This window comes from Rheinheimera sp., assembly GCF_965283995.1.
Taxonomy (GTDB): domain Bacteria; phylum Pseudomonadota; class Gammaproteobacteria; order Enterobacterales; family Alteromonadaceae; genus Pararheinheimera.
The window spans coordinates 4667920-4681639 of record NZ_CBDIQG010000001.1 but is presented as its reverse complement, the minus strand read 5'-3'; the positions used below and the strand labels follow the sequence as shown (position 1 = coordinate 4681639).

Sequence of the window (13720 nt, the reverse complement as noted above, 5' to 3'; positions counted from 1 at the left end):
TCGTAAAAAAACTAAAATATTCTCTGGCCTTACAAACAACACCGCCAGCAATGCTGGCGGTGTTTCAGAGCCTGAACCTTAACCGGTTAAATCATCAAAGAACTTCTTCACACCATCGAAGAAACCTTTCGATTTGGGTCTGTGGGTCGCTTCACCGTCGCCGCCCCAGCTTTCATCCAGCTGACGCAACAGGTCTTTTTGTTTTTCTGACAAATTGACCGGCGTTTCCACCACCACTTTACAGACCAAATCACCGACACCGCCGCCACGTACTGACTGCACGCCTTTGCCGCGTAAGCGGAACATCTTGTCGGTCTGGGTCTCGGCCGGGATCTTCAATTTGACGCGACCATCCAGGGTCGGTACATCAATTTCGCCACCAAGGGCGGCAATCGAAAAACTGATCGGCACTTCACAGGCCAGATTGTTGCCATCACGGACAAAGATCGGGTGGTCTTTGACATGCACCTGCACATACAAATCGCCCGAAGGCGCGCCATGCATGCCCGCTTCACCTTCACCGGTTAAACGGATCCGATCGCCGGTATCAACGCCTGCCGGGATCTTCACTTTCAGCAGTTTGCTCTTTTCGATGCGGCCATCACCATGACATTTCGGGCATGGTTCCGGAATAATTTTGCCGCGACCGTTACAGGTTGGACAGGTTTGCTGCACCGCGAAGAAGCCCTGGCGCATAGTGACCTGACCATGGCCCTGACAAGTGCCGCAAGTCTTGGCCGAAGTGCCTTTTTTCGCGCCGGAACCATCACAGGTATCACAGGCCACCAACGTCGGAACTTTGATCTCCAGCTCTTTGCCTTTGACTGCTTCCTCGAGGCTTAATTCCAGGTTGTAGCGCAGATCAGAGCCGCGCTGTGCACGCTGTCCGCCGCCACCGCCGCGCCGGCCACCGCCGAAGATGTCACCAAACACGTCGCCAAAAATGTCGCCAAAGTCGCCGTTGCCACCGCCAAAACCACCGGCGCCACGATTTGGGTCGACACCGGCATGACCGTATTGATCATAAGCGGCGCGTTTTTGGTCGTCATTCAGGATCTCATAGGCTTCCTGAACTTCTTTAAACTTCTCTTCCATGGCTTTATCACCCTGCGTGCGATCAGGGTGATATTTCATCGCCAGGCGCTTATAAGCCTTTTTGATTTCTTTTTCATCGGCGCCTTTGCTGACGCCTAACACTTCGTAATAATCACGCTTTGACATAATGCTGCTTCAACTATTCAGGGTCTGCGGATAGACAAGCGACCGCCGTGGCGGTCGCTTTCCCTGTAACACTAACATTCCGGAAAACCGCAGCTTAATGCTTCGACTTCCTGAAGACAACGCTTACTTGTTGTCTTTCACTTCTTCAAACTCAGCGTCAACCACATCGTCGTTGGCGTTTTTGGCATTACCTGCCTCAGCACCCGGGTTGTGTTGTTGGGCAGCAGCCTGCAGTTTTTGCGCGGCCTGCACCAGCGCCTGAGTTTTGGCTTCGATCTCAGCTTTATCGCTGCCTTTGATCACGCTTTCCAGCGCACTGATCGCAGCTTCAATTTCTTGCTTGTCGTTGGTTGCAAGGTTGGCACCTGCCTCTTCGACCTGTTTACGGGTCGCGTGCACCAGTGCATCAGCCTGGTTGCGCGTCTGCACCAACTCTTCAAACTTTTTGTCTTCTTCCGCGTTCAGTTCAGCATCGCGTACCATGCGTTGAATTTCGTCATCGGTCAGACCTGAAGAAGACTTAATGGTGATCTTCTGTTCTTTACCGGTGTCTTTGTCTTTCGCAGATACGTGCAGAATACCGTCGGCATCTAGGTCAAAAGTCACTTCGATTTGCGGCTCGCCACGGCGACCGGCACGAATGCCTTCTAAGTTAAACTGACCCAGCGATTTGTTGGCAGACGCTTGTTTACGTTCACCCTGCAGTACATGGATGGTCACGGCAGACTGATTGTCTTCTGCTGTTGAGAAGGTTTGCGACTTCTTCGTTGGAATAGTCGTGTTTTTCTCAATCAGCGCTGTCATCACGCTACCCATCGTTTCGATACCCAGTGACAATGGCGTCACGTCCAGCAGCAACACGTCGGTCACATCACCAGACAATACTGCGCCCTGAATGGCCGCGCCTACGGCTACAGCTTCATCCGGGTTGACGTCTTTACGTGGCTCTTTGCCGAAGAAAGCGGTCACCGCTTCCTGCACTTTTGGCATCCGCGTCTGACCACCAACCAGAATGATATCGTTGATATCACTGACTGACAGATCGGCATCTTTTAATGCTTGTTTCAGCGGCTCAATGGTACGAGTGATTAAATCGTCTACCAGTGCTTCCAGTTTGGCGCGTGTCACTTTGATGTTCAGGTGTTTTGGACCTGTGGCATCAGCAGTGATGTACGGCAGATTCACTTCGGTCTGAGAGGCTGAAGACAGCTCGATTTTGGCTTTTTCAGCAGATTCTTTCAGACGCTGCATTGCCAGCGGGTCGTTCCGCAGGTCAATGCCTTGTTCTTTCTTGAACTCGTCTACCAGGTAGTTGATCAGACGTGAGTCGAAATCTTCACCACCTAAATGCGTGTCACCGTTGGTCGACAGTACTTCAAAGGTTTGCTCGCCATCAACATCATCGATTTCAATAATCGAGATATCGAAAGTACCGCCACCTAAGTCGTACACCGCAATTTTGGTGTCGCCTTTTTTCTTGTCCATACCGTAAGCCAGCGCCGCAGCGGTAGGCTCGTTGATAATGCGCTTCACTTCCAGACCTGCAATACGGCCGGCGTCTTTGGTCGCCTGACGCTGTGCATCGTTGAAGTAAGCAGGAACTGTGATCACCGCTTCAGTCACTGGCTCGCCCAGGTAATCTTCCGCAGTTTTCTTCATCTTTTTCAGCACTTCCGCAGAAATTTGCGGTGCTGCTAATTTTTTGCCTTTGACTTCAACCCAGGCGTCACCATTGTCGGCACGCACGATTTGGTAAGGCATGATTTTGATGTCGCGCTGCACTTCGGCGTCTTCAAAACGACGGCCGATCAGGCGTTTGATCGCGAATAAAGTATTTTTCGGGTTCGTGACGGCCTGACGTTTTGCCGGCTGACCGACCAGTACTTCACCATCTTCGGCATAAGCGATGATGGATGGCGTAGTGCGCGTGCCTTCAGCGTTCTCGATCACCCGAGGTTGATCGCCATCCAGAATGGCCACACAGCTGTTTGTTGTACCTAAGTCAATACCAATAATTCTGCCCATAATTTACTCCGCTCTATAATTTGGAACAATTTCATTGTGTTGACCAGTTAATGGGGTTAACCCCTAATGCATTCAAGGTTATTCCAATAAATTTTTTCATTTTTCTGCGTTTAACGGGGCGAAAACGTGGTTAAAGGCGGGAACTTCAGCGATTTGTAAGAGTCCGCCAGTCTGATACCACGGAATTTTCGTACCCAAGGCCAGACGGCGCCGCTATAATCGGCTCACTTGCTTTTATGGAGATACTTTGCATGCCATTACTCGACAGCTTTACCGTTGACCACACCATCATGAAAGCCCCTGCCGTGCGCGTGGCGAAAAAAATGACCACGCCAAAAGGCGACGATATCACCGTATTTGACCTGCGCTTTTGTGTGCCGAATCAGGAAATTCTGTCGGAAAAAGGTATCCATACGCTGGAACATTTATTTGCCGGTTTTATGCGTGACCATTTAAATGGTCAGGGTGTTGAAATCATCGACATCTCGCCGATGGGCTGTCGTACCGGCTTTTATATGAGCCTGATTGGCACACCAGACGAAGCGCGCGTTGCCAAAGCATGGCAGGCCGCAATGAATGACGTACTGCAGGTCCAGGATCAGAACAAGATCCCGGAATTGAATGTCTACCAATGCGGTACTTATGAAATGCATTCGCTGATCGAGGCCAAACAAATCGCCCAAAACGTGATTGACCGCGGCGTAGGTGTTAACCGCAACGAAGAACTGACGCTGGCGCCGGAGTTTTTACAGCACTGAGTGTCAGGCTGGTCTTCGCATTAAACGCCACTGCTGTGGCGTTTTTTTATGGCCGCAGCAAAAGGCGGGCGTTTTTCATCCCTGGATATCGCCGAAAATTGCTCCTGCATTTCCGGCATACCATCCGTCCCTGGATATAAAAAACCGGTCCATTGCTGGACCGGTTGGCAATACCTCCGCCGGACAGGATGCCGGCCGAAGTTACATCGCACTCATCACAGCATCATTGGCAGGCTGCACCTTTGGTCCAGACTTCGTTGGTGCCCGGCGTATTACCTTGTGTCCACCAGCGCGCGGTATAAATAAAGCCCTGATAGCTCACCTTATTCCCACCGACATAGACTTTGGTCGCTTCCCAGACCGGCGTAGTACAGCTGCTGCCCGCCTCAAAACTGACCACCACTGTGCCATTAGCTTTGACCTGAGTCAGCGTCAGACTATTGCTGACCGGCTGGGCCACGCCATTCACCAAAATGGATTTCACCTTAAAACCGGCATTCGGCGTGATGGTAAACAGCTGATTGGTGTTGTCCCTTACCTGCACTGCACCGCTTGGTGAAATCACGCCGCCACTACCGCTGACGCTGGCATTGATGGTGTGATAAATCGCATTGGATGGGTCATCAATAGTCACATCACTGAAGCTGCCACCTTTGAGGCCATAAAAATTCGCTGCGGTTAAATCTTTAACTTTGGTATTGAGCAAACGCAGCGTCTTGGTATCGCCCTGGCCCTGACTGCCAACCAGGCTGACCACAGTAGTGGTGCCATCCTGTGTCAGCTTCAGCGTGCTGAAGGTATAAGGGAAGGCACTCAAATTCAGCGTCGTATCTGCCGCTTTAAAATAGTCGACCGTTTTGGTCTGGCCCCAGCTCCAGCTGGTATTGGTCAGCAAAACAGTGAAACCTAAACGGTTGTAGCTGCCGGTCACATCAACAAACATCTCCGGGTTCACCTGGCTGCGATTGACGCCTTTGAGTTCAATCCAGGAATAAATGCCACCGTCTGCAGCCTGAGTGCCAACAAACAGACTGCCATTGTCCTGGAAGGCTTTCAGGTGTTTAAAGTCGATGCCAGCGGTGCCACGAATTTGGTCGGCTTGCGGGTTAAAGTTGTTCACGACAGATTTACCACTCCAGGCCAGCGGATAAATTTGCCCGGCCTGGATCACGGCGCCAACATTCGCCTGTACTTGCGCGACTGTGACATTTTCCAGAACCAGCGTCTGGCCGGCAAAACTCAGTTCAGCGCCTTGTACCCCTTGGGTCACAATCAGATTCGCCAGCGGATTGGCCACCGACCAGCCGCGCAGGACCACGCGGTCATCACCGACGGTAAAGCTTTTCACCAGCGTCCGGCCATTGGCACTTTGATTCAGCTGGATCAGATCTTTGCCGCCGCCGGTCTGTACCACATCATTGCCCCAGCCTGCCGCTAACACTTCGTTGTACGGACTGCCGCTGATTTGGTCATTGGCCGGCGTATCAAAAATAGTATCAAAACCACCAAACTTGTGAATATAAGTGGTGATACAGGTACCGAGCTCATCACAGCTTTGCTGGTTTTTGATCAGTAAATCGGCTGTGCCCCAGGCACCACGCAAATGGGCAGCCGCCAGTAAACCCGACATCGTCGCCTGAATGGTGATGTTATTGCCGGCTTCGTCTTTGCCCGGCCAGCTTTTTGCTAAGGCCTGTGCCCAGGTCATATTGGCTTTGGTCAGCAGTTCTGTCATCACGCCATAGTTAAACCGCATCACGTCGCGGATCACCACTTCTTGTTTATCGGGCACTTTTAAGTCGGCAAAACTGCTGACGCCGTTTTTGCCAACAAAGCTGCCTTGCCAGCGGTTGGTATCAGTCGCCAGAATAAAATTACCGCCAGAGCCGGGAATTTCGGAACGGGCTTGTTTGACGCCATTGGCCCAGGTGCTGTCCGGCATAAAAATATAAAAGCTATCGAGCGTTTCGTTGCCGGTGGTAACTTGTTTCGGGCTGTAATAACCGGCCGAAATCAACACCGCCTCACCGAGCTGGTAACCGATAAAACCCCAGGCATTCAGCGAGTTGTATTGCATGGTGCGGAACATCGCCGCTTCGTTGGCCGGAAATTCACTATAAAAAGACGCTACACCAAGTTTTTGGAAAAATTCGCGGATGGTGGTGGCTTCAGAAATCATCGAGCCGGTCACCGGATCGCGAATGATTTGGCCCGGCGCCGTCACTTTGGCGTAGTTGTAGACCGGCTGATCCAGGTTCTGCCGGTAAAAAGCGGCTTTGGCCGGGTCAATGCCCGATTCAAAAGCACGCATCGTATCGAGAAATTGCTGGAAACTGCCCTGCGCGGCCAGTGCCTGCGAACTTAAGCCCAAGCAACAGAAGGCGAACAGCCGGTTTAACGGCCGCTTTTTAAATGAAATAGGCATCGAAAACTCCTGCGTTTAATAAGAAGGTTGGCGAAAGCCATCGCGTAATACCCTGAGCCCGGGCCCGGCTCAGGACGCAAAGCCGTGAAGGGATACCGACAGCACAAAACTTCCGGTATCAGCCCGTCAACTGTCCTTGTCAGAAGTCGTAGCCAAACCGCACGCCGTACATCCGTGGCGGGTTGTAAGTAGAACGGATAAAACCGTCACGGAACTGGAAGTAGTTGGCATTGCGCACCACTTCGTCAGTCAGGTTGCTGCCATAAGCTTCCAGCCACCAATTACCTTGCGCCGGCAATAACCGCACGCTGGCATCCACTTTCCAGTAGGCGTCCTGAGCATCCGATAAATGCGCGCCATCGTAGTTATTCAGCGAGGTGTACATTTTGCTTTGCCAATGCGCGGTGATCTGCGGCTCCAGCGCATAACCCTGGGTCAGTTCCAGCGTATGTTTCAGTGTCAGACTGGTAGACCAGTCCGGTGAATACGGCAGGCTGTTGCCGCTGATGTCGACTTTGCCGGCACAAGGTTTTTGGCCATATTCCAACCGTTCGCTGCAGTAATAGGCATCTTCAAACGGAATGTCTTCGACCCGGGCGTTCAGCCAGGCGACATAACCGGTCAGCCGGCCACCGACCCAGGGAATATAATCCAGTTCGAGCTCCAGGCCTTTTAACGAGGCTTCGCCAATGTTGGTGGTGACGTTGTGCGTCTTTTCACTGCCATCCGGCCGGGTGCCGACTTTCTGGTTGTTGGTGACCTGCATATCGGTGTAATCGCTGTAAAACAGCGCCGCCGACAGGTTCATCTTGCCGTCCAGCAGACTGCCTTTGTAACCCGCCTCGTAGTTCAACACTTCTTCCGGCCCATACGGCAGGTTGGAGTACTGACCACAATCACAGATATCAAAATCTTCGAAGAAACCACCGGCTTTAAATCCGGTTGCGGCAAAGGCGTACAATAAGTCGTTGTTATCGAGGCGATAATCGGTGCCCAGTTTCCAGGTGCCTTTCTTCCAGTCTTCACTGGCATAGGTACGCCGGCCGGCGGTTAACACCTGGCCAAGTGGTGGATAGGTGCCCATCTCTTTGGTCAGACTGTCGCCCTGAATACTGCCGTTTTTGGTCGGGTCATATTTGCCGTTGTAGTATTTGTCGCTGAACACCAGCTCATAACCGACGCCGCCGTTATCGATTTTCTCGTCACGGGTCTGACGGTAACCAAACGTCAGCTGCTGTTTGTCACTGAGCTGATAGTCGAACTGGCCAAAAACGGCATCTGCGTTGGCGCGCCGGTCGTCCTGAGGATAAGAAAATGCTGCCGGGTGATAACCAAGCGCGGAATGGCGCAGGCCGTGCACCAGTTCAACATCAAACTTGATTTTGTTTTTCTCGCGCATCGAAAACACACCGGTGACAAACTTCAGGTCGTTGCTGGAATAGGTGAACTGCAGTTCGTGGATGGTCGATTTAAACTGCGCATCGGTGCGAGCATAACGGTCAAACAATAACGGATGACTGAAGCTGTCGAGCTTGGCGCGACTTGGCGCGGCAGCAAAACCGGCGTCTTCGTCAAACAACTGATAACGTTCCTGATCGGCCACGCTGAAACGGTAGTCAGCACTCCACAAATCATTAATTAGCCAGTTCAGGTGTGAACGCGTGGTGTCGATGGTCATATCCATATCGCCCGGCACGTTAATGTTGGCGTAGAACTGTTGCTGCGTACATTGATCGACAGTGCCTTTGGCCTGCTTACAGTCTTTTAAAAACAACTCACCGGCACTTTTATCAGCAAAGTGTTCCAGCGTCAGATCCCAGGTCAGTTTGTCGGTTGGTACCCAACGCGCCAGAGCCCGCACTGCCTGTTTATCGGCATTGCTGTAATAGTCTTCTTTACCGACGCGGCGGTTTTCACGCTGGTCGGTATCGGGCCGGCCATCGGCGACCATCGGCTTGCCGGTAAATGGATCTTTGATGTCCGGTCTGTTGATATCCCGTACGTCATAATCCTGCTGGATGTAACCATCACGGCGGTCCGCCATCAGCGCAAACCGCAGCGCAAAGCGGTCATTGACGGCAATATTGGTCAGGCCACGCAGCTGTTTATGCGCGTAGTTGCCATAACCAAGCACCACGCTGGAGTAAGAATCTGAGGTATCGGCTTTATTCGGGATCACGTTGATCGAGCCGCCAGTCGAGTTGCGACCAAATAAGGTACCTTGCGGACCGCGCAACACTTCAACCTGCGACACGTCATACAACAGCGCCAACGCACCTTGGGGCCGTGGTGAATAAATGCCGTCGATATGTACGCCGACTGCCGGATCACCAATTTCAGTGTTGTTGCCGGAACGCACACCGCGAATCGATGCCTGAATACCGGAATCGGTGCCGGAGACCACAAACTGAGTATTTGGAATGCTGGTGGTCAGTTCACGTAATTCTTTGATGCCGCCACGGGTCAGCTGGTCCTGGCTAATCGCCGTGATCGCGCCCGGTGTTTCCATCAGGTAGGTTTTGCGTTTGCTGGCGGTGACCGAGATCCGTTCAATTTTGCCATCGTCTGCGCTTACATTTTTGTTACTTTGCGCTACTGCGGTGCTGCTTAACAACGCAGCGGCCACGCAACAGCCCAGGTAAGTCATTTTGCCGTTCATCTGTAGTTCCCCGTGTATTATTTTTGGTTTTGGACAGTTACAGCGCTAGCAATATCAACAAGTTACTACTCAGCTCGAATGCTTCCCGACATCAGAACTGCAACATTATTGTCTTACCTTTGCTGCTTAAATTTTAGTCTATTTGCTTTACTAATTATTTGTCAATTGTTTTGACTATTTATTTCATTAAAATAAATAGCGTTTTGTTTACAAATTTATGATCAGTTCTGACTGTGGTTCTGCCTGCGCTACAACAGACTGCCCCAATAACATCGCGGTGGCCGCCAATGCACTGCAACGCCGGCTGGAATAGCTGCACAGATAAGTTTGCAGCTGTGGATAAGCGCTGAGTTCTGTGTCAGATCGCAGCGCCAGCAGCAGTACTTGCCCACCCCAGGCTTGCAGACATTGCTGTACTCGCTCGCGCTGACGCGGCAGATTGAGCCGGCTGCCCGGTAACGGATAGTCTTCACTCAGCAGCAACAATGGCAAATCCGGACGTTGACCGCGTTCCAGCCAGCCGGCGAGCACGGGCCAGCTGAGCACTTCGACTTGAGCGCCAGCCTGTTGCAGCGCTTCCAGCACCACACTGCTTGCCGGTATCGCGTCGTTCGGACCAATGCCGCGGCTATTGCAGATCTGCGCATACTCTACCGGATCGGCCATGCAGGCCAGATAAAATGGCTGCTGTAGCGGCAGCAGCCCAGCCTCATCACGCAGCACCCGACAGGCGCGGCGGGCCGCTGCAGCAGCCAGCACTGCACCATCCGGCACTGGCCGGATTTTGGGCTCCGCCAGCAGATAACGCAGCAGCAACACCCGCTGCAGCGCGGCATCAATGACACTGTGCGCCAGGTCACCACTTTGTACTGCGGCAATTACGCCCTGGATGGTCTGGCGTTGCAGCGTCTGATAGTCGGTGACGGCGTTTTCGTAGTGCTCTTCACTTAACATGATCATGTCGGCACCGGCGCGCAGCGCCTGCACTGCGGCCTCCACCGGGCCATAATGGCGGCGCATCGCGCCCATGTTCATGCTGTCAGTCAGGATCACGCCATCAAACCCCAGTTGCTGCCGCAGCAAACTGCGCAGAATGACCGGCGATAAGGTGGCCGGAAACTCAGCGTCCAGCTGTGGGTAACAGATATGGCTGGTCATCAGTAATGGCACGCCGGCTTCAATCGCTGCGATAAATGGCTTTAGATGCGTGTCGAGCAATTCGGACAGCGCCAGATCCACCACCGGCAGGCCATTGTGGCTGTCAGTGGCCGTATCGCCATGCCCCGGAAAATGTTTGGCACAAGCCAGCATGCCGGTTTGTAAAATTGCCGTTACCGCTGCACGGCTATGGCGTGATACCAACGCCGGCTCGGCGCCAAACGAACGCTGGCCGATAATCGGATTATCCGGGTTGCTGTTCACATCAACACAAGGCGCCAGTACTGTATTGTAACCAAGCGCCTGCATTTGCAGCGCCATACTTTGATACTGCCGCGCCGTCAGCGACACGTCATCGACGACACCCAGCGCCAGATTACCGGGCCCGGTGTCGGTATATTTTGTCAGCACACTCCAGGCACCTTCCTGATCCACGCCCAAAATCAGCGGCGCATCAACACTGCGCAGCGCCGCCAGCTTTTGCAGCTCCAGATTAAGCGCGGCCGCATGCTGTGGGTCGGCAGCATTGTCGTCGGTCAGATAAAAGCCACCAATCTGATATTGCTCGACCAACTGGCGGGCATAAGCCAGATCTGGGCCAGCAAACGCCAGCATAAACAGCTGACCGACTTTATGTTCCAGCGGCAGGCTGTCGATCAGCTGCCGGATCCGATGTTTCATTATTGCTCCTCAGGCGGCCAATGCCGCGCCGGTAATTAGTGCCACCAGATGTTCTTTGCTGACGTCGCCAAGCGCGACATCTGCTACCGAACAGCCCTGATACAACACCACGGCCCGGTCGCAGGTTTCCAGCACGTGCTGCATGTTGTGACTAATTAACAGCACCGCCACGCCCTGCGAGCTGATCAGCCGGATCAGCTCGTTGACCTGAGCGCTTTGCTCTACACCCAGTGCTGCGGTCGGCTCATCCATAATCACCAGATCGGCGCCCCAGTTGACGGCACGCGCAATCGCGATCGCCTGGCGCTGACCGCCGGACAGACTCTGCACCCGCGCGCTAAAATCTGGCATCCGGCTATTCAGCCGGTGCAGCGATTTGCGTGCCTGCCGCGCCATCGCCGCTTTGTCCAGCCAGCCAATCGCCCGCAGCAACGGGTTTTTGCTGAGAATTTCCCGGTTTAAATACAGATTGGCGGCGATATCAAACTCCGGCACCATCGCCAGATCCTGGAACACCGTTTCAATGCCGAGGGCGCGCGCCTGCTGTGGATTAGCCAGTTGCACCGGCTGACCGTTAAACAGCATGTCGCCGCGGTCCGGCTGATGGATACCGGCCAGGCAACGCACCAACGTGGTTTTACCGGCACCATTGTCGCCAAGCAGCGCCACCACTTCGCCTTTTTGGATCGAAAAGCTGACGTCTTTTAACGCCTGTACCGCGCCAAAAGATTTGCCGAGATGACGGATCTCTAAGGCGACCTGCCCCAATGCATTCCTAACCATGTTTCACCTCCCGCACACCAATTGCCACCGCTACAATCAGGATCACGCCACGCGCCACCATTTGTTCATTGGTGGAAAAACCAGACAGGATCAGGCCGTTATTAATCATCCCCATCAGCCAGGAGCCAAGCACGGCGCCGAAAATGCATACCCGGCCGCCAAACAGACTGGTACCGCCAATCGCTACTGCTGCGATCACTGTCAGTAGGTCCGCTTCACCCAGTGTATAACGCGCGCCCTGCAACCGGCCTGCGTACAGCAAGCCGGCAAGCGCCGCACCAGTGGCCGAAATCATCAGCGCCTGCACCCGCAGCCGTTGTAATGCAATCCCCATCGCGCGGGCGGCCTGCGGCTGACCACCCACCGCCAATAAATGCCGGCCAAACCGCAGCTTGTTCAGTAACAAATAGCCAAGCAGTGCCATTGCAACGGTCCACAGCAACAACGTCGGAATTCCAAACAGCTCACCGCCGCCAAACCAGAAAATAAAGCCGTCATGTAGTACCGGCACCGATTCCATCCCAGTCAGCTGCCGCGCCACGCCAGCCAGTACACTCATAGTGCCAAGCGTGATCAGCAGGCTAGACACCTGTAATTTTTCCGTCAGTACGCCATTGAGAAAGCCGACCGCTGCGCCGAGCCCCAGTGCCGCCACGGTCGCAACCAACACGCCATACTGCGGTAACAACAATGCGGCGACCAAAGCACTGACCGCGACCACGGCGCCAATCGACAAGTCAATGTGGCCGACCGCCAGGGCAAAACACAGCGCCACAGCCATCACAGTCACCGGCGTGGTCTGACGGACAATATTCAGTAAATTGTCGAGGCTTAAAAAGGCAGTATCATGCAGCAGCACTGCAAAAAAACTGAGTACAATCAAAAAGATGTAATAGATATAGGCGTCGCGGCGCAGGAGCAGCTGCTTCAGCATCGTCGCCTGGGTCTGAGTGGTCATTGGCTGTTCTCCGTTGCAATAAAAGGTTGTAATACTGGTGGCAGCGGGCTGTGAAAGGCCCGTAACCAGCCTTCACTGATGTTGTGGCGATGCACGGTGTCAAATGGCACCAGCGTCAGGGCCGGTGTTGGCTGTTGCAGTTCGGCCAGTAACGCGACTTTGGCCATGGTCTGGCCAATCAGATAAGGTTGGTCCGCGATCGTCGCCAGCATGTTGCCGCCGCGGGCCAGATCCAGCAGATTGTTGACCCCCAGATCATGGGTGACCACGCGGATATCCTTGCGCCCGGCCGCGCGCAGTGCTTCCAGCACGCCTTCGGCTGCGCTGTCCCATGACACATAAATCAGCTCCAGTTCCGGATGTTGCAGCAGCAAGGCCGCCGCCACGTCACTGGTTTCCTGTTCGCGAACAAACCCTTTCCGCGCAACCAGCTGCAACTGGGGATGGGCCTGTAGTGCTTTAGCAAAAGCCTGGTCGCGTGTATTGGTGATGAAATAGTCGGCATCATGAAAAATCATGCCAACTTTTAAAGGCTTGTTGCTGTACTCCGCCAGCACCGATGCTGCACGCTGGCCCATACCCAGCATGTCATCGGTGACAATGCCGGCGTAATCAGCCGGATGCTGGAAACCGGCGATCGGATTGCTGAGCAGCACCAGTTTTGCGCCCTGTTTCACCGCTCGTTGCAAGCTGCTTTTGACGCTGGAAGGATCAATCGCCAGTGTCAGAATAAAATCGGGTCGCATCGTTGTAACATTTTCAATGTCCGCCACTTGCCGGGCCGGATCAAAATTGGCATCGGTCACTGCAACCACATCGACGCCGGCAGCCGCAAATTCGGCGCGGGCACCGGCTGTCACCGCATTGATCCAAGCGCTGGAGCCGTGCCAGACCAGTGCGGCACGGCGCTTCGTCGTGTGCAGTTGTTGTTGCTGGGCCGGTGTCAATATCACCTGTTCCGCGCGGGCTGCACGGGTTAAATCCAGCGCAGGCGTCGACGCACTGACCAGCGGGCTGAGGATTGGCAACAGGCACATCAGAGCTACCTGCCG

At 53.8% G+C, this 13720-nt stretch carries 9 protein-coding genes; 1 reads left to right on the top strand and 8 read right to left on the bottom strand.

What is annotated here, in order from left to right; genetic code table 11:
- Positions 1-78: 78 nt before the first annotated feature.
- Together dnaJ and dnaK are read right to left on the bottom strand one after the other, a co-directional pair.
- A complete protein-coding gene (dnaJ, locus tag ACQ66Q_RS20595; RefSeq protein ID WP_430458482.1) occupies positions 79-1221 on the bottom strand; it encodes a molecular chaperone DnaJ in 1143 nt (380 codons plus the stop codon).
- A gap of 123 nt (positions 1222-1344) precedes the next feature.
- Positions 1345-3246 carry a molecular chaperone DnaK gene (gene dnaK / locus ACQ66Q_RS20590; protein ID WP_208930615.1) on the bottom strand — a complete coding sequence of 634 codons (1902 nt, stop codon included), beginning with the start codon at positions 3244-3246 and terminating at the stop codon, positions 1345-1347.
- Between the two features lie 251 nt (positions 3247-3497).
- Here dnaK and luxS point away from each other — a divergent pair, with 251 nt between their 5' ends.
- Positions 3498-4004 (top strand): S-ribosylhomocysteine lyase, encoded by a 507-nt coding sequence (gene luxS / locus ACQ66Q_RS20585; RefSeq protein WP_430458481.1) that lies wholly within the window; start codon positions 3498-3500, stop codon positions 4002-4004.
- A 223-nt stretch (positions 4005-4227) separates the two neighbouring features.
- On the opposite strand, the gene ACQ66Q_RS20580 is transcribed toward luxS, so the two are convergent.
- From ACQ66Q_RS20580 to ACQ66Q_RS20555, 6 genes are all read right to left on the bottom strand, one after another.
- A complete protein-coding gene (locus tag ACQ66Q_RS20580; protein WP_430458480.1) occupies positions 4228-6429 on the bottom strand; it encodes a carbohydrate-binding protein in 2202 nt (733 codons plus the stop codon).
- 139 nt (positions 6430-6568) lie between these two features.
- On the bottom strand, positions 6569-9088 hold the full coding sequence (locus ACQ66Q_RS20575) for a TonB-dependent receptor (RefSeq protein WP_430458479.1): 2520 nt from the start codon (positions 9086-9088) through the stop codon (positions 6569-6571).
- 207 nt (positions 9089-9295) lie between these two features.
- A complete protein-coding gene (locus tag ACQ66Q_RS20570) occupies positions 9296-10927 on the bottom strand; it encodes a glycoside hydrolase family 3 protein (RefSeq protein ID WP_430458478.1) in 1632 nt (543 codons plus the stop codon).
- A gap of 9 nt (positions 10928-10936) precedes the next feature.
- Positions 10937-11710, bottom strand: coding sequence for an ATP-binding cassette domain-containing protein (locus ACQ66Q_RS20565; RefSeq protein ID WP_430458477.1), 774 nt, complete (start codon positions 11708-11710; stop codon positions 10937-10939).
- Entirely contained in the window at positions 11703-12668 is a 966-nt protein-coding gene (locus ACQ66Q_RS20560) for an ABC transporter permease (RefSeq protein ID WP_430458476.1), read from the bottom strand. Before ACQ66Q_RS20560 ends, ACQ66Q_RS20565 begins: the two co-directional genes overlap by 8 nt.
- Positions 12665-13705: a substrate-binding domain-containing protein gene (locus ACQ66Q_RS20555; protein ID WP_430458475.1), complete on the bottom strand. Its 1041-nt coding sequence runs from the start codon at positions 13703-13705 to the stop codon at positions 12665-12667. The genes ACQ66Q_RS20560 and ACQ66Q_RS20555 overlap by 4 nt, the downstream gene beginning before the upstream one ends.
- Positions 13706-13720: the final 15 nt, after the last annotated feature.

Coding starts and splice junctions, on each gene's coding strand:
- dnaJ (WP_430458482.1), bottom strand. CDS start 1,221: ATGTCAAAGCGTGATTATTACGAAGTGTTAGGCGTCAGCAAAGGCGCC.
- dnaK (WP_208930615.1), bottom strand. CDS start 3,246: ATGGGCAGAATTATTGGTATTGACTTAGGTACAACAAACAGCTGTGTG.
- luxS (WP_430458481.1), top strand. CDS start 3,498: ATGCCATTACTCGACAGCTTTACCGTTGACCACACCATCATGAAAGCC.
- ACQ66Q_RS20580 (WP_430458480.1), bottom strand. CDS start 6,429: ATGCCTATTTCATTTAAAAAGCGGCCGTTAAACCGGCTGTTCGCCTTC.
- ACQ66Q_RS20575 (WP_430458479.1), bottom strand. CDS start 9,088: ATGAACGGCAAAATGACTTACCTGGGCTGTTGCGTGGCCGCTGCGTTG.
- ACQ66Q_RS20570 (WP_430458478.1), bottom strand. CDS start 10,927: ATGAAACATCGGATCCGGCAGCTGATCGACAGCCTGCCGCTGGAACAT.
- ACQ66Q_RS20565 (WP_430458477.1), bottom strand. CDS start 11,710: ATGGTTAGGAATGCATTGGGGCAGGTCGCCTTAGAGATCCGTCATCTC.
- ACQ66Q_RS20560 (WP_430458476.1), bottom strand. CDS start 12,668: ATGACCACTCAGACCCAGGCGACGATGCTGAAGCAGCTGCTCCTGCGC.
- ACQ66Q_RS20555 (WP_430458475.1), bottom strand. CDS start 13,705: ATGTGCCTGTTGCCAATCCTCAGCCCGCTGGTCAGTGCGTCGACGCCT.